Source organism: Mycoplasmopsis glycophila (assembly GCF_900660605.1).
GTDB lineage: Bacteria > Bacillota_I > Bacilli_A > Mycoplasmatales > Metamycoplasmataceae > Mycoplasmopsis > Mycoplasmopsis glycophila.
In genome coordinates this window covers 735,124-752,319 of record NZ_LR215024.1, presented here as the reverse complement: position 1 = coordinate 752,319, position 17,196 = coordinate 735,124, and the positions used below count along the sequence as shown (strand labels likewise).

The following is a 17,196-nucleotide window of genomic DNA, read 5'->3' as shown; positions in this document are numbered from 1 at the left end:
TTTCTCCTTTATATAATTTTGACAATAAGTTTTGATAAAAATTCCAAAAGAATTATTGCAAGTGATATGTTGATTACAATTACAAAAATAAGTTTGATTTTCTTTTTAAATAAAATAAATGATAGAATGGCCGCAATGATTAAAAATATATATAACAAGTAAGTTCTAACAAGACCAATTTTACTACTTGTGTTAAATAAGTCTAAAAGTGAACCTGGTGATACATTTTTAAGCGGAACGCTTCCAAAATAATTTTGATAACTTTTGTTAAAGTAATACTGCGGAATACTAATCGAAAGTAAAAGTTGAATTGCTAATGAAAACATTATTCCAGCAATTAAAGGCTTAAATAGAATGATCAAATTTTGAAAATAAGTATTAGTTTTAAATTTGTTTAGATAATTCATTGCAATTAACATACTAAATATTGCAGGCATGCAAAAAATAAAGTATGTAAGAAACATTGCTAAATACCCTCACCAAGCACCATTTGCAACTAAATACCCTGTTAAAAAGGCAAATTTAGTGGATACAACTCCAGGTGTTGAATTTGAAACGGTGAAAACTTGATTGATTAAATTATTATCAATTTGACTTCCAAAATTATCAGCTAATAAATTCCAAAGTCATGAAAATAAAGGCATAAAAACTTGTCCGCCACCAAAAACAATTAAACTAATTAAAATCAAAAAAGGAAGTGATATACAAAGTGCAATTAACATACTTTATTCTCCTTTCTTCTTTTTAAGAAATAGAAAAGAGAGTAGGTAATAATTAGTAAAACAATTGGGATAACTGGTAAGTTAAATGGTGCCGGAATAAAGATATTGTATGTGAATGTAAAAACAAAAATAGCAAGTCAAACTGGTAAATTGATTGTGGTTTTGGCTTGTTTAAGATAACTAACTCCAAAATTAAATAGCAAAACAATAATTGAAATTAAAGTACCAATTGCGATGTAATTGATATATTTAAGTGGTACAAATTTAAAGAGTTTTAAAATGAGCAGCGCAAAAATTAAATGAGGGATAAAAGCTATTAAAGTGACAAGAATGCCTTTTAACTTTCCAAGTAGCTTAATACTAATATATGAAATAGTTTGAATTACACTAGCGCCAGGTAGACTATTTGTCACAATTAAAATATGATCAAATTCTTCGCTTGTTATTCATTTTTTTTGCTTCACTATCTCGCTTTTAATCACGGGCATAATTGCATTTCCACCACCAAAACCAATAAATGAAATTTTGAGAATAAAAAGAAAGACAGCTAGAAATGAAATTTTTTTAGACTGCATGAACTACCACTTTCTTGTTATTTTTTGGATCATTTGTAATAACTAAAGTCTGACTTGATGTGTTATATGATCTTTTAGTTGTTACATATCTTGTTTCAGGTAGTGTGAATTCAAAATCATAGTCGATTTCACCGTTATCAAAAATACCATTATTATTTAGATCTTCTCACATGTAAATTTGACTATCAGTAGTTAAGTTAAATGAACTTTCAGTAAGGTAACTATAAAACTTGTTAACTGGATAAAGGCGGTTATTAAGTTGTGCCTCGCGATCTTGATTATTTTCACCTAATCTAGCTCCTTTATCAAAATCATAGTGTCCAAAGAAATTGAAAATTGAGTTATATTTGAATTTAACAGTTTGTTTTAGTTTGTTATTTTTATCTAAAATAGCAAAACCTTTGTATTTTTGATCTTTTAAGTAACCACCAAGCTGAACTTTATTTTTACTTGTTCGATTTAGAAATGCAATTGATTTACCATATCCCATTGCTTTTAGGAAAGTTTGGTAGAAAGGAATGCTTCTTGAATTAGATCTTTCTTCATCTAAAATTTCTAATCCATCTTCTGTGTAGTATTTAAAATCATAAATTTTGAAAGGGTTGTTAGGAAACATTGAAGAATTTTGAATATACACTCCAGCTCTATTTGGATTTGACACTCCATTTAAAAATGTTTTAGATCAATCTAAATTATTTGTTGAAATTTTAAAATTACTTACTATTTTTTTGTTTTTATCTGGCTCGTAATCAAAGTTTCCGAATCAAGATGAGAAGAAAATCTTGTTATCATCCATTTTGATATAGGTGTTTTTATCATTACGGTCTTCATTGATGTTGTAATATGATTCATACGCAAATTTACTATATTCACGTGGAACAAGTTCGGTCATTGAATAGAAATATAATAAATCTCTTAATGTATGATAAAAATTATAATATCCATCATAATAGTATTTTCTTTCAAGATCTTGTTCTGAAATTCCCCCTCTTATTTCAAAGTTAGCTAATTTTCAAATTGTTGGTAATGTGAAGTTGGCATGCACAAAAGTTTTAATTTGTTCAGGTTCTAGTTGAAAAAGATTATATAAATCTTCAGGCAAGCTTACAAAATTATCGAAATCATAATTTAAAAGTTTTAAAAAGCTATTTGAAAATGCATAATTTCAGGCTTCTTTTTCATTGATTAAACCGTTTTGATTTAAACCAGAACCCTTATATGAAACGTTAAAAGTTTTAGTGAGTTTTTCATCATAATTTTCGTTTAATCAGTCAGTATTAAGCTTCAAAATATTTCATGAAATATATGAGTTAGCCCAGTGGTGAATATATTCGTGGAATAAAGTTGGCATAATGAGTGCAATTTTGTGGTAGATTGGTAAATCATAGTTAGCAAAAAGATTTCCATTAATATAAATGTTTTTGTTTCCTACTGTATATAAACCACTAAATGCATCATTCATTTCAACACCACCATTGATATTAATTGCTTTTAGATCTGAAATTTCTAATCCAAATGGAACTTTACGTTTGAACTCTTGGGCAAGTAAATGAATATTTTCAGATCCAATAAAGAAAGTTGGATTACTTTGTTCTGGAGTTAAATCAAACTCACGAAAGATTACTTTGGTAAATGGGTCTTTATATTCGTAGTATCTAGTTCCATCTTTTGAAATAACATCTGATGGTGTAGCTATTTCATTAATTTCACGTAAAGCTTCTTCGGTATAACTATCTGCTAAAAGAAATTCTTTTTCATTAATTGAATTAGGTAGAATTGAATAAGAATCTGATACTTCTTTTTTATCAACAAAAGGAATTAATAAATCTTTTTCTTTTTCATTTAGCTTGACATCTTTGAATCTGTAATCGTTTTGAGTTAATTTACCGATTTGATTAGAAACTTTTAAGTTTGGATCATCAAAAAGATCAGCTTCAAGAACCAAAGGAGAATTAATTTTGGATGATACATCAATGTTTTTTGAGCTATTAGTCGGCGCTGAACAAAAACTTGCTGCTAAAAAAGGAGAAAAACTTGTTAAAACACCAAAAATAAGCAATTTTTTCTTAAATTTCATATCTTTAAACCCTTTCATTTTGTTTTATATTAATTTTAAACTTTTAACTATTTTTTTCGATTAAATTAGTGATTTTTTCAAAAGAAAAACAGAACCTAGTTTTAACCAAGATTCTGCTTTAGTTTATTATTTTTCGTCTTTAGCATTTTGCATTGAACGCATAATTTGTCTAATTTGTGTTTCGCTTGCTTTACGACCCATTTGATTAAACATTACTCTAATCATTTTTTCTGTAATAGGTGGGTTTTCTTTAATTTGTTTTTCAAAGTATTTTTTTGCTACAATAAAAGTTATTAATGCAGTAATAAGTGCAACACCTAATACAACAAAAATAATCATAATTGTGAATTCTCAAGTACCAAGATGAACACCGGTTGTTGTACTTGAATCTGCTAGTAATTTAGTAACGTTTTGTATCATAGCATCTCCTTAAAATAGTATTTGTATAAAAAATTATACTTTAAAATAGTCTTATTTGTATTTTATTTTATCATAAGCACTTGAATTAAAGTCCTTACAAAAGTTTACAAGTAAATCTGTTGCAGCTAATAAATCGCTAATTGCACAAACACCAATTGGACTGTGTAAGTATCTTTGTGGAAGAGAAATTGTAATTGTGGCTGCTCCACCTTTTGAGTATTGAAGTTCATGAGCATCAGTTCCGCCGCCCATTGCAACAAAACGGTAGGCAGGAATTTGATGTTTAGTTGCTACTTCTTCAAAAAAGTTAACTAATTTTGGATCCATTAATGTTCCACCATCTTTATATCTTAAGGCAGCACCTTTGAATAATCTTGTAGTTCCACTAATTGTACCAATTGTGTCATGGCTAGATGTTGTGTCAAGTGCAATAGCAACTTCAGGATTAATAATGCTTACTGAAGTTTTGGCACCTCTTGTTCCAACTTCCTCTTGAACTGTACCAACTAGATATAGGTCAATATCTAATTCTTTGTCTGCTAATTCATTTGCTATAAATTCAAGCACAGTTACACCTGCACGGTTATCCATTGCTTTTCCACCGATTAAATCAGGGTTTTTAAAGTGAATGGTTTCTCCTGAAAGTTGAACACGATCACCAATTTCAACTCCACTTTCAATTGCTTCTTGCTCATTTTTGAAACCGAAATCTGCATAGATTTCATCGCTTGTGATTGCTTTTGAAACTTTTTCAGCTTGCATAATGTGAATTGAGGTGTGACCAAATACACCAAGAAATTCTTCACCTTTTGTAGTAATTAGTTTTGCTTTTGTTCCAACTACAACAGTTGGTCAAATTCCTCCGATTGGAGAAAGTAAAATTTGTCCTTCTTTTGCAATTGAACGGACAATATAACCAACTTCATCCATGTGTGCGGCAATCATAACTTTTGGAGCATTAGGATTTTTACTTGGTTTATGCATAATTAATGAACCAAATTTATCACGTGAAATTTGATAAGTAGCTGCTACATTATTTCTGAGTTCTTCTGCTACAGGTTCCTCGTAACGTGACATTGCTTCAATTTCTAAATATTTGATTAATCTTTGTTTAAATTTTTCTGCTCTATTTTGCATTTTTTACCTCGATATATTTATAAAAAAAGATGTTTGAAACATCTTTTATGCGAATTCAACTTCAAGAATTTTAACTGTATATTTTTTAGGAGCTTCAACTTCAACAATGTCATTTTTTTTGTGCCCTAGCATCGCAACAGCTAATGGACTTTTGTTTGAAATTTTACCTTCAAATGGGTTAGTATCGTGTGTCCCCATAATACTTACTTTGGTTGTTTCATTAGTTTCAAGATTTAAGAATGTTACTAATGTTCCAATTCCGACAGTCTCTTGTGTTGTATTTTCGATCAAAACAGCTCGATCAATAATTTTTTCTAATTCTGAAATACGACCTTCAACAGCGGCTTGTTTATCTCTGGCTGCATCATATTCGGCGTTTTCACTAAGGTCACCCTGTGCACGAGCTTCTTTAAGTGCTGCTTGAACTGCAGGACGTTCTATATTAACTAAATGTTCATATTCTTTTTTATATTTTTCTAAAGTTTCTTGAGAAACATATAATTTGTTATCGATATTTGACATATAACTCCTTTTTGGTAGTATTTTTATTTTACTATATATATAAATAATTGCTTTATTTATTTTATTTATTTAACAACAAAAAGAATTTTAGTCCCAAAATAACTAACTTCATGTTTTTTCTTTTCGAGTGCTAAATGATTTAATAAAAGATTAATCTCACGTTTAGGGAAATTTGAGATTTTCACTAAAAGCATTCCATTATCTTTTAATTTAGAAAAATATTTATCATAAAGATCATTTATATTTTGGTTTGAGCTAAAAATAGCGACAAAATCTAATTCTTGATTTTCATAAGGTTTAATTTCATTAGCTAAATTATTTTCAGGGTTCATTCTTGCTTTGTTATACTCATCAAACTTAAAACTTTCAAGTTCGTAAAAGATAGGGTTTTTAGTTTTTTGACTGATGCAAGCAAATGGATATAAATCATTTGAAACAACAAGTGCATTTGTGAAGCTATTTTGATAAATAGTATTGATTGTTCCTTCAATATCGTAGTCATTTTCTTTTGAATTAAATATTTTCTTAAGTTCTTGAGGTAAAATTCCTACATCATTTCTTAATGACTCGATTTTAATAATTGCTTCTTGGTGAGCTTTTTGATCGTATTTTTTTCTAATTCTTTTAGTTCAAAAAAGAATTCCGGCATAAGCTAACATCCCGAGCACAAAAACAACTATCGCAGAGATTAACAAAGCGTTAGCGCCTTTTGGCGAACCTGATTTTTGTGCCGTTTCATTAAGCATTAACATTGTATTTTTAAAAATCATTATTTTCCTCACGCGTTTTTATAATATTCTAAATAATCTTGCAAAATTATTTGAGCAGCAAGTTTGTCTTTATGTTTTTTACGTTTTTGTCTTGTTAAACCTGCGTTGATGAGAACTTCTGTAACTTTTTTTGTCGAATATTGTTCATTCACAAGTAAAACAGGAATGTTGTATTTTTCTTCAATTAATTTTTTGAAAGCTTCAACCATCAAAGTTCTCTCGCTTTTTTCACCACTAATTTTAAGTGGATAACCAAGTACGATTCCATCGATTTTATTTGGATAAGTTTGAAGATAAAAACCAATTCTTTCAAGTGGCATTTCAAAATTGTTCTCTTCAAACATATAATTTTCTAATCCTGTTGCAATTATTTCGTCCTGATCAGTGATTGCAAATCCACAAGATTTAGTTCCTAAATCAAGTCCTAGTTTTCTCATAATTTCTTTTCAAGAATTAGATCTTTAAAATTAGGTATTTTGGTACTTATTTTACCCATGCTTAAGATTGCGTTTCCACCACCTTTACCATTAAATTCTTTAAATAATTTTTGAGCAACTTCGTTAGAGTTTGCAATTTTGCTTGCAACAACTAACATTGGCTGCGGATCATCTGATAAACAGATAAAAATAGCATCTTGATATTTTTCTCTTAAAGTTGAAGCGACAGTTTTAATTTGTTCTTTAAGTAAGTTTTCATTAATATAAACTTTCACAGGTTCATTAACATCGAACTTAATTTCATCGTAGTTAAATTCAAAACTATTAAGTTTTTGTTTATGTAATTCTTTGTTATCTTCTTTTAACTTCAATAAAGCTTTTTGAAGGTACTTAATTGCTTCTTCTTTATTGTTAGGAATTTCTAAATCAAATTTATAATCAGCGCTTAATTTTTCATTTTTCTCTAATGCTTTATTCACTTCGACAATTAAATTATCAATTTCATTTTCTAAATATTCATTAACTAAATTATTTGATGAAATAGCTCTAATTCTATAAACTCCGGCGGCTTTTTTCTCTACGTTGGTAATTTTGAAGTTTTCTAATTTAGCAGAATTTGAAAGGTGTGTTCCTCCACATAAATCAGCTGTAATTCCCTCAAAATGAACGATTCTAACTGCTTTAGGATCCATATATTCAGCTTCTTCTAAAGTCATGATTGCGCCCATATCTTTTGCTTCTTCGGTAGTCATTGTTAAATAATGTCTAGTTGCATCTTGTTTAATATAACTGCGCACTAATTGCTCAATTTTTTCAATTTCTTCATCAGTAGGTTTTTTATCTGCTGGTAAATCAAAAGTTAAACGTTCTTCATTGTTATCTGAACCTAATTGTTTTATTTGAGACCCTAAAATTGTTCTTAATGCCGAGAATAATAAGTGTGTTCCTGAGTGGTTTCTTTCAAGACCTAATCTAATTTCTTCATCAACAAAGCATTCAACTAGATCTTTAACATTAATTTTTCCTTCAACTTTGTGGATGTGATTTCCAAATTTGTCTTTAAAAACATCTAAAATGATTATTTTATTTTTGTTTTGAAGAATATATCCACGGTCATGTTTTTGACCACCGCTAGTTGCGTAAAATGGAGTTTCAGCTAGAATTACATAACTAACTTCGCTTGAACTTTCAATTTCTTTTTCAGTGTCTAATAAATGTAAAATTTTAGTTTTGTTATGTGTTGTTTCATAACCTACAAATTTATCAATTTTGGATTTAATTAAGGTCAATGAGTTAATTACTTTATCCATTCCTGAAATTTTTGAGTTTCTTGAAGCTTCAGCATGTTTTTCTTTAGCTAATTCATAACCAGCTAAATCAATTTGAATTCCTTTTTGAGATAAAATCTCTTCTGTTAATTCAATAGGGAAACCATATGTTTCAAATAATTTGAAAGCAAGCTCACCAGGGAATACTTTTGTATCTTTTTCAATAAAATTATTTAATAATTCTTTACCGTTTTCAATTGTTTTACTAAATATAAGTTCTTCATCTTTGATAATCTTTTGAATAGGAAAGGTATCATATTCAAAAGGTAAACTTTCTTTCACAACATCAACTAATTTATATAAAAATGGTTCATAAATTTCAAGTTGCATTGCTTTATAGACACTTCTACGGATTAATCTTCTTAAAATGTAACCACGTCCTACGTTTGAAGGTTTTGCTCCATCAGCAATAGCGTTTACTACAGTTCTCATATGGTCAGCAATGACTTTAAAACAAGAGTTGATTTCTGTTTGCTTTGGATCTTTAGTAAAGTAGTTTTGAATTTCGTATTTATACTTGGTATATTTTTCTATTTCATTGATAATTGGTAAAAATAAATCGGTATCAAAGTTTGTTGGAGCATCTTGCATAATCGATACAATTCTCTCAAGACCTGCACCAGTATCGATATTTTTTTGTTTTAATTCAGTATATTCACCTTCACCGTTTGAGTTGTAGGTTGAAAAGACTATGTTTCAAATCTCGATATAACGATCATTTTCGATATCTTTTTGAAGAAGAACAATTCCTCTCTCATCATATTTTTCACCACGATCATAAAAAATTTCTGTGTTAGGCCCACATGGTCCTGAACCAACTTCTCAGAAGTTTGTGTCTTTAGTACCGGGAATCATGTGTGATTCTTCAACACCATGTGACATTCACATTTGCTTTGTTTCTAAATCTTCAAAATAGTATGTGAAATATAATTTATTTAAATCTAACTTTAATTTTTGAGTTAAAAACTCGAAAGCAAAATCGATTGCCTCCTTTTTAAAGTAATCACCAATTGAAAAGTTACCTAACATTTCAAAAAAGGTATGGTGTCTTGCTGTAATTCCTACGTTTTCAATATCATTAGTACGAATTGCTTTTTGTGAGTTTACAATTCTTTTTGAAGGTGGTATTTTTTTACCTGAAAAATAATCTTTGAGTGTCGCAACACCTGAGTTGATTCAAAGTAAAGATGGGTCATTTTGTGGAACTAAACTTTTTGAAGGTACCACTAAATGGTTTTTACTTTCAAAAAAGTCTAATCATGCTTGTCTAATTTCTTTTGATGTCATTTTGTCTCCTCTTATCATAATTAAACGTAATCTATTTTTTTGTTATCAAAGTATATTTCTTCAATTACTGCACCACCAATACATTTGTCTCCATCATATAAAACAACTTGTTGTCCTGGAGTAACAGCTTGAGCTGTTTGAGGATAAAATACTCTAATTTGATTGTTTTCTAAAATTTCAATTGTAACTTTTGTATCTTCTTGACGATATCTAAATTTAGCAGTTAGATTTTGTGGATTATAATCTTTGTTATTTAAATTTAATTGACTAGCAATTAAGTTGTTTGATTCAATATAATGCATCTGTGAGCTTGGTGCAACATAAATAATGTTTTTAAACACATCTCTTCCACATACATAATAAGGTTCTTGCATTCCGCCTAAATTAAGCCCTTTTCTTTGACCGATTGTATAATAGAACGAACCAACATGTTTACCAACAATTTTTCCTGTTGTAATATCTACAATGTCACCATCTTGCGCAGGGATGTAATTTTGTAAGAAGTCACGGAAGTTTCTCTCTCCAATAAAACATATCCCAGTTGAATCTTTTTTCTTGGCAGTAATTAAATCTAAATCTTCGGCTATTTTTCTAATTTCAGGTTTTTCTAAATCTGCAAGTGGCATAATAACTCTTTGAAGTTGTTCTTCTGAAAGTTGCGCTAGAAAATATGTTTGATCTTTATTTTGATCTTTTGCACGGTATAAGTGTCCGTTTTCAACTTTAGCGTAGTGGCCCATTGCAATATAATCAGCTTTTAGAACATCAAAAGCATAATTAGCGAAAGAATTGAACTTAATGTATTTGTTGCAAAGAATATCAGGGTTTGGTGTTCTTCCTTTTTTGTATTCTTCAATAAAGTTTTCAAAAACGTTGTCTCAATATTCTTTGACAAAATCAACTCTTTCAAGTGGTATTTCTAATTTTTGAGCAACCGCTAAAGCATCTTGATAGTCTTGCTCTTGCGGGCAAATATCTTGGGAAATCGATTCGTTACCTAAAATATCATTATTTAAAATCGAATCTCAATTCCGCATAAAAAGACCTATCACTTCGTATCCTTGTTTTTTTAGTAAGTAAGCAGCCACCGAAGAATCGACACCTCCAGACATCCCGATTACTACTCTTTTATTTTTCATAAAATCTCCTTAAATTGCGGGAAAAATATATTATTTACATATAATTATTTGTAATTATAAAATTTTTCATAAAAACTCAAAACGAAAGGGCTAAAAATGAATCTCTTTAAATCTTTTTTCAAAAATAATTCTCAAAGCAATATTTATTCGCTTGCAAATACAAAAGTTCGTAGTTTAAAAACTGACGAAAACTCACTTTTTTATAATCTCACAGAAGATGAATTTTCATTAGCTTTTGAAACATCTGCTAGCGAAAATAAAATTGAGATTTTATCTCCTGTTGAAGGAGTTTTGAAAACGATTTTCCCTCATCAAAACGGTTTCATAATCGAGACACAAGCAGGATTTAAAATTTTAATTTATTTTGATTTAAAAATGGATTTTGAAATTGTTTTATCAAAATCACTTTTTAATAAAGTAAAACAAGGAGAAAAGCTTTGTGAAATTAATTTAAAAGATGCGCAAGATCTTTTTGCATATTTTCTTGTTGTACTTCCTGAAAGCGGGAAATGTAAAGTAAATAAATTGGATTTTGATCAAAAAAATGACCAAAATCCAATTTACCAAGTTATTAAAGTTTAAAATTATTGAACAAATCATCTATTTCTTCTTCATCTGCAAAATCATCATCGAAATCATCGTTTTGAGTATAAATGAAATTTTGTTGTTCTATTAAAAAAGCTCCATGATTATTAACTAATGTATATTTGATTCCTTTTTTGTCTAAAATATTACCAACAACTGTTTGTAAAATTCCTGTTCCTTTACCTGTGATAATTAACATTTGAGTAACTTTGTTTCTTTCGAAATCTAAAAGAGCCAAAGTTACTTCTTTTATTGCTTCTTCTGATTCTAGACCATGTAAATCAACTCTTTTCATTTTGTTCCTATCTTTTTATTTTAACTCCAGCATTTTCCATTAGTCTTAAAGCAAATTCATGCATAAGATCACGATTGTGTGTTTCGGAGTTAAAGGTATCTACTAAATTTTCATAAACTACAATTTGAGTTTGAATTTTTTCTTTATTAAAATATGTTTTTAATGATAAAACAAATTGCAAGACACAAATATCAGTGCAGCAACCAACAAAAACAATTTCCTTGTATTTTTTTAAAATTTCAACAGGAAAATGGTGAAATCCATTAGTTGTATCCTTGAAATAAATTTTATTTGGTTTTGCGAATTTAGCTAATTGGTCATCAATTTCACTTTCATTAGTTCCTTTTAAACAGTGAAGTGGATAATTTTGCATTTCTAAATCAGATTCTGAATGTGCATCACAAATAAAATAAATATCTTCATTTTGGTTTATTTTTAAAAAATTAGCAATTGGTTTTACGATTCTTTGGATATTGGGATCATACAAGCTACCTTTTTCGGTAAAGCCTTTGATCATATCAATTACTAAAATAGCTTTGCTATTAGTTTGTGTTACTTTTGACATATTGGACAAAAAGTTGTTCCTCTTCCGTTTTCTTTAAAGTCTAATTTGACTTTCTTGAAGAATCCATCTTTGCATTTTGGACATTTCTTTTCACCCTTACCATAAACTTTAAGTTTATCTTGGTATGTACCTTGTTTCGAGTTAACTGATTGATAGGTATGTACGCTACTTCCACCATGTTTGATGCTTTCGTCCATTATTTTTTGTGCATTTTCCAAGATTGTTTTAAGTTCATCTTTAGTAACTTCATTACATTTGCGCATTGGATAAACATTTGCTGCAAAAAGAGCTTCATCAGCATAAATATTACCGATTCCTAAAATTAAATTTTGATCTAAAAGAACTGACTTAATACTTATTCTTTTCTTTTGGAGCTTTTGGTAAAGTTCATCTACATCAATTTTTCCAGGTAATTCTGCTAACTTTTTAATTTCAACAAGTGTTTTAGTATTATCATTTTTAATTAATTCAAAACCACCAAATTGTCTTGCGTCATTATAAATCATCACTTTATTATTTGATAGATAAAAATAAACATAATTATGTTTATTATTTTTATCTAAATTGGCTTGATTATAGTCATAAACGTAAAACTTACCAGCCATTCTTAAGTGTGAAAAGATTCTAAATTTATCACTTAAATCAAATTCGATGAATTTACCATAATTTTGAACATTTAAAATAGTTTTATTAGTAACACTAAAAACAAAATCATCAACTGTTGTATTATGAATAAATTTAGGATTAAGAACTTCTACTTTGAGTATTTTTTCATTTTTAACTAACTTTCTTAATGAGTTAGTCACGACTGTAACTTCTGGATATTCTGGCATATAAATAATTGTAACATTACAACAAAATTTGCAATCTAAAATAATCAATAAAAGATTTTGTTTTCCAAACTTTTTGATTATAATTAATAAGCAATACATAAAGACAGTAACTGCATTGGCTTAATTTGTTACCTAATGTATATTTCCTAAAATTTAAGTTTTCTTGTATTGCATTTATTTAATTAATTTTGAAAGGAGGCACTCAAATGTCAGAATCAAAATTTAAAGCAGCTAAAAGAGAAGTTGTTGCTGAAATAGTTGAAAAAATTCAAGATTCTCAAGCTCTTGCTTTTGCTGAATACCGTGGATTAACTGTTGCTGAACTTCAAGAATTTAGAAAAGAAGCTAAAAAACTTGGTGTTGAAATCAAAGTTTACAAAAATAGATTATTTAAAATTGCTGCTGATAAAGCTGGATACTCTGATTTAGCTGATCACTTGGTAGGTCCAAACATTTTCGCGTTTTCTCAAAATGATGAAATGTCTGCTGCTAAATTATTAGTAAGTTTTGCTAAAAAACACAAATTAATGGTGATCAAAGCCGGAACATTTGAAGGTAAAGTTGTTGATGCTGCTGGTGTTAAAACAGTTGCTTCACTTCCAACATATGAAGAAGCACTTGGAATTCTTGCTCGTTCATTGATGGCACCTTTACAACAAGTGGGATTATCACTTAAATTAATTAGTGAAGGAAAATCAGAATAATTTTAAATTTTATTATATTAACAAATCATTAAAATAACCATGTTATTAAGAAAGGATTAAAAATGGCTAAATTAACAAAAGAATCATTTATTGAATCATTAAAAGAAATGTCAATTAAAGAAGTTATGGAACTTGTAGAGGCAATGAAAGAAGAATTCGGAATCGACCCTATGGCAGCTGTTGCAGTTGCTGCAGCACCAGCTGAAGGTGGAGCTGAAGAAAAATCAAGCGTTAAAGTTGTTTTAAAAGCAGATAACGGTAAAAAAGTTGCTATTATCAAAGTAGTTAAAGATCTTTTAAATGTTGGACTTATGGACGCTAAAAAAATCGTTGACTCATTACCAGCAGTTCTTAAAGAAGACGTTAAACCAGAAGAAGCTGAAGCTATGAGAGCTGCTTTAGTTGAAGCTGGAGCTGATGTTTCAGTTGAATAATTTTCAATAAATAATGACATACAAATCACATAGTTTCGATTATGTGATTTTTTTTGAACTTTTTAAACTCTTTTAAGCAAACTTTAACTACTGTATATCCCCTTAAGCGCTAAATTTTGTATAATATTTAAAAAAGCATTTAAAGTTATTTAGTAGGGAGTTTATATGTCAAACTATAAACAAATTATGGAACGCAACAATGATACGGTAGTTGCTGATATTTCTCTCATTAGAAACAAAAAAAGAGATCAAAAATATCAATCTGAAGCAGAATTGGAACAAAGTTTTATTAACATTTTAGAATCGCAAGGATATGAATATTTACCAATTGATAATGAAAAAGACTTAATTCAAAATTTAAGAAATCAAATCGAAAGACTCAACAATTATAAATTTCAAAGCGAACAAGAATGAGAGCGCTTTTTTACTGAAATTTCTGGAAAGGGAAAAGGAATTCAAGATAAAACCGAAATCATTCAACAAATTCGAGTGTTTAGTATCAAGTTAGATGATGGAACTACCAAAAACATTAAAGTGATTGAAACTGAACACATTCATGATAATTGTTTACAAGTGATTAATCAATACCAAGCTAATAACGGAACACATAAAAATCGTTATGACGTCACAATTTTAGTCAATGGTCTTCCGCTTGTTCATTTAGAACTAAAAAGACGTGGTTCAAATATTAAGGAAGCTTTTAATCAAATTCAAAGATATCAAAAAGAAAGTTTCTGAAGTGATCACGGATTATTTGAGTTTATTCAAGTTTTTGTAATTTCAAATGGAACAGATACCAAATATTATTCAAATACAACAAGAGAGCTAGCTAAAAAAGCTTCAAGCGGGAATCAAGAAGCAAGCGAAAAAGTTTTAAGAAAAAATATTCAATCCTTTGAATTTACTTCGTATTGAACAGATGAGAAAAATAACAAAATTCATGATTTAATGGATTTTGCGCAAACCTTTTTTACAAAAAATACAATCTTAAATATTCTTACTAAATATTGTATTTTTGACACTAACAAAATGCTTTTAGTTATGCGTCCATATCAAATTACAGCCACTGAAAAAATTATTAAGAAAATTATTGCTTCGAAATACGAAAAAAACGAAGGAACAATTGAAGCAGGTGGTTATATTTGACATACAACCGGAAGCGGTAAAACATTAACTTCTTTTAAAACGGCAGAACTTATTCAAAAAAATCCTGAAATTGACAAAATTCTCTTCGTTGTTGACCGTAGAGATCTAGATTACCAAACAATTCGGGAATACAAGCGTTTTTCAAATGAATTTGCTGCTGGAGTAAAAAATACTAAAGGTCTTGCTGAACTTTTAGATTCTGATAATTTTGTCTCAAAAGATAAAAAAGTCATTGTTGTAACAATTCAGAAATTATCTAACTTTATCAAACAATACGACAGTGCTAAAATTTACAATCAAAATGTTGTTTTTGTATTTGATGAATGTCACCGCTCACAATTTGGTTCAATGCACAAAGCAATAACCAAAAAATTCAAAAAATATCATTTATTTGGTTTTACAGGAACACCTATTTTTAATGAAAACTCAAATTTCCGTGATCAAGCCAATAACGTTTTAACTACGGAAGATCTTTTCGGACAAAGACTTCATACCTATACAATTGTGAACGCAATTGATGATGGTAATGTTTTACCTTTTAAAGTTGACTACGTTAACACAATTAAGCTCAAAGATGTAGTTACAGATAAAAAAGTGTCAAATATAAACACATATGAAGTTCGTATTTCAAACAAAAGAATTTCAGCAATTGTTGATTATATTTTAGAACACTATGATCACAAAACCAAAACCCATGAAAAGTACGTTTTCGATAGATTAGTAAATACTAATGAACTTACTAAAAACCCTAAAGCTATAGAGAATAAAGAATCAAGTGTTCTTCGTGGTTTTAACTCGATTTTTGCAGTTGAAGATATTGAGTTTGCTAAAAAATATTACACTGAATTTAAAAAGAAAATTAAAGAGAAAAACAAAAATCTAAAAGTAGCTACTATTTTTACTTATGCTCCAAATAAAGAAATGAGCCAACTCGGTGAATTTGATGACGAAGATTTTACAAATTTTGTAAATCTACAAAGAAGTGATCGAGACTTTCTGCAAGATGCTATTGATGATTATAATAGAATGTTTAATACATCATATAGTATGGATCGTGAAGATGGCTTTCAAGATTATTACAAGAATGTCTCGCTTAAAATGAAAAACCGTGAAATTGACATTTTAATCGTTGTTAATATGTTTTTAACCGGTTTTGACTCTACAACCTTAAATACTTTATGAGTTGATCGTCCATTGCGTCAACATGGACTTGTTCAAGCTTTTTCAAGAACTAATAGAATTCTAAACTCAATCAAAAGCTATGGAAACATCGTAACTTTTAGAGATATTTCAAGAGAAACAGATGAAGCAATTGCTCTCTTTGGTGATGAAAATACCAAAGAAATTGTGCTTTTAAAAACTTATAACGATTACATCGATGGTTACATTGATAAAAGAACAAACAAGAAAATTGAAGGATACAAAGAATTAACAGCGAAATTAAAAGAAAAATTTCCGCTTGATGATCCACAAAAATTAGACGAAGTTTTATTAACTAAAGAAAACAAAAAAGAATTTATTTCTCTTTTTGGATCTGTTTTAAGACTCAGAAACATCCTTCGCTCTTTTGATCAATTCCAAGAAGAAGAGGAAACTTTTTTAGATGAAAGAGCCTTTCAAGATTATAGTTCACGCCAGTGAGTCATTGCTGAACAAAACGAAAAAGCAATCAAGGATGGTAAAGAAAGCATTATTGATGATGTGGTTATTGAACTTGAGCTTGTGAGACAAGATGAAATTAACATTGACTATATTTTAAAAATAGTTTCAAGTGACATTTTGAAAAAGAAAAAGACAAAAGACATTCAAAACAATATCGAACGCTCAATTGATTCGAGCTCATCTTTAAGAAACAAAAAGCAACTTATTTTCAAGTTTATTGAGAAGATGAATGTAGAAGATAGCTCTCTTCATGATAAAAACAGTGAAGAAGAAGTTGAAGATCAAATTAATAACAGCTGAAATAAATATACCGAAGAAGAGTACAATAAAGAACTTACAAATATTATTGAAGAAATGAACCTTTACAAAGAAGAGACAGAAAATTACATGAGTGATTCTTTTGTTAATGGTGAAATTAGATTTGAAGGGCCAGGGCTAGGAAAAACAATTAAAGAGAATTATTTTAATAAAAATAGAAATACAAAAAGATATACAGTATATGAAAAACTAAAACAACTTTTTGATAAATTTAAAGGTTTAGTTTTTCCTGAATAATCT

17 protein-coding genes are annotated in these 17,196 nt (G+C 28.9%); 4 read left to right on the top strand and 13 right to left on the bottom strand.

Going from position 1 to position 17,196, the window contains the following annotated elements; genetic code table 4:
* Window positions 1-8 precede the first annotated feature (8 nt).
* The 10 genes from EXC46_RS02955 to mnmA form a co-directional block, all read right to left on the bottom strand.
* Window positions 9-722, bottom strand: a complete 714-nt coding sequence (locus EXC46_RS02955; protein ID WP_027333466.1) for a chromate transporter — start codon at window positions 720-722, stop codon at window positions 9-11.
* Window positions 716-1,297, bottom strand: a complete 582-nt coding sequence (locus EXC46_RS02950) for a chromate transporter (RefSeq protein ID WP_027333465.1) — start codon at window positions 1,295-1,297, stop codon at window positions 716-718. The genes EXC46_RS02955 and EXC46_RS02950 overlap by 7 nt, the downstream gene beginning before the upstream one ends.
* Window positions 1,287-3,392 carry an MYPU_1760 family metalloprotease gene (locus EXC46_RS02945; RefSeq protein ID WP_129622180.1) on the bottom strand — a complete coding sequence of 702 codons (2,106 nt, stop codon included), beginning with the start codon at window positions 3,390-3,392 and terminating at the stop codon, window positions 1,287-1,289. The genes EXC46_RS02950 and EXC46_RS02945 overlap by 11 nt, the downstream gene beginning before the upstream one ends.
* A 108-nt stretch (window positions 3,393-3,500) precedes the next feature.
* Window positions 3,501-3,713, bottom strand: a complete 213-nt coding sequence (locus tag EXC46_RS02940; RefSeq protein ID WP_129622203.1) for a YneF family protein — start codon at window positions 3,711-3,713, stop codon at window positions 3,501-3,503.
* Between the two features lie 132 nt (window positions 3,714-3,845).
* The gene (locus tag EXC46_RS02935) at window positions 3,846-4,931 is read right to left on the bottom strand and encodes a M42 family metallopeptidase (RefSeq protein WP_027333462.1); all 1,086 of its coding nucleotides are present in this window, start codon (window positions 4,929-4,931) and stop codon (window positions 3,846-3,848) included.
* A gap of 45 nt (window positions 4,932-4,976) precedes the next feature.
* Window positions 4,977-5,453, bottom strand: a complete 477-nt coding sequence (greA, locus tag EXC46_RS02930) for a transcription elongation factor GreA (RefSeq protein WP_027333461.1) — start codon at window positions 5,451-5,453, stop codon at window positions 4,977-4,979.
* A gap of 65 nt (window positions 5,454-5,518) precedes the next feature.
* Window positions 5,519-6,223, bottom strand: coding sequence for a BC85_0335 family putative methyltransferase (locus tag EXC46_RS02925; protein ID WP_084262934.1), 705 nt, complete (start codon window positions 6,221-6,223; stop codon window positions 5,519-5,521).
* On the bottom strand, window positions 6,223-6,660 hold the full coding sequence (gene ruvX / locus EXC46_RS02920; RefSeq protein WP_027333459.1) for a Holliday junction resolvase RuvX: 438 nt from the start codon (window positions 6,658-6,660) through the stop codon (window positions 6,223-6,225). The genes EXC46_RS02925 and ruvX overlap by 1 nt, the downstream gene beginning before the upstream one ends.
* Window positions 6,648-9,275 (bottom strand): alanine--tRNA ligase, encoded by a 2,628-nt coding sequence (alaS, locus tag EXC46_RS02915; RefSeq protein WP_027333458.1) that lies wholly within the window; start codon window positions 9,273-9,275, stop codon window positions 6,648-6,650. Before alaS ends, ruvX begins: the two co-directional genes overlap by 13 nt.
* 20 nt (window positions 9,276-9,295) lie before the next feature.
* Window positions 9,296-10,414 (bottom strand): tRNA 2-thiouridine(34) synthase MnmA, encoded by a 1,119-nt coding sequence (mnmA, locus tag EXC46_RS02910; RefSeq protein WP_027333457.1) that lies wholly within the window; start codon window positions 10,412-10,414, stop codon window positions 9,296-9,298.
* 96 nt (window positions 10,415-10,510) lie between these two features.
* Between mnmA and EXC46_RS02905 the strand changes: the two genes are divergently transcribed.
* On the top strand, window positions 10,511-10,996 hold the full coding sequence (locus EXC46_RS02905; protein ID WP_027333456.1) for a hypothetical protein: 486 nt from the start codon (window positions 10,511-10,513) through the stop codon (window positions 10,994-10,996).
* On the opposite strand, the gene EXC46_RS02900 is transcribed toward EXC46_RS02905, so the two are convergent.
* Genes EXC46_RS02900 through mutM form a run of 3 tightly spaced genes read right to left on the bottom strand, consistent with a single transcriptional unit; the run spans window position 10,986 to window position 12,692 of the window.
* On the bottom strand, window positions 10,986-11,294 hold the full coding sequence (locus EXC46_RS02900; RefSeq protein ID WP_027333455.1) for a Smr/MutS family protein: 309 nt from the start codon (window positions 11,292-11,294) through the stop codon (window positions 10,986-10,988). The genes EXC46_RS02905 and EXC46_RS02900 overlap by 11 nt on opposite strands.
* 7 nt (window positions 11,295-11,301) lie before the next feature.
* Window positions 11,302-11,859, bottom strand: coding sequence for a cysteine hydrolase family protein (locus tag EXC46_RS02895; protein WP_044888853.1), 558 nt, complete (start codon window positions 11,857-11,859; stop codon window positions 11,302-11,304).
* Complete coding sequence (gene mutM / locus EXC46_RS02890) at window positions 11,847-12,692, bottom strand: bifunctional DNA-formamidopyrimidine glycosylase/DNA-(apurinic or apyrimidinic site) lyase (protein WP_027333453.1); 846 nt, start codon at window positions 12,690-12,692, stop codon at window positions 11,847-11,849. Before mutM ends, EXC46_RS02895 begins: the two co-directional genes overlap by 13 nt.
* Window positions 12,693-12,898: 206 nt before the next feature.
* Between mutM and rplJ the strand changes: the two genes are divergently transcribed.
* The 3 genes from rplJ (at window position 12,899) to EXC46_RS02875 (ending at window position 17,193) form a co-directional block, all read left to right on the top strand.
* Window positions 12,899-13,396, top strand: coding sequence for a 50S ribosomal protein L10 (gene rplJ / locus EXC46_RS02885; RefSeq protein WP_027333452.1), 498 nt, complete (start codon window positions 12,899-12,901; stop codon window positions 13,394-13,396).
* A gap of 62 nt (window positions 13,397-13,458) precedes the next feature.
* The gene (gene rplL, locus EXC46_RS02880) at window positions 13,459-13,830 is read left to right on the top strand and encodes a 50S ribosomal protein L7/L12 (RefSeq protein WP_027333451.1); all 372 of its coding nucleotides are present in this window, start codon (window positions 13,459-13,461) and stop codon (window positions 13,828-13,830) included.
* 165 nt (window positions 13,831-13,995) lie between these two features.
* The gene (locus EXC46_RS02875) at window positions 13,996-17,193 is read left to right on the top strand and encodes a type I restriction endonuclease subunit R (protein WP_027333450.1); all 3,198 of its coding nucleotides are present in this window, start codon (window positions 13,996-13,998) and stop codon (window positions 17,191-17,193) included.
* Window positions 17,194-17,196 lie beyond the last annotated feature (3 nt).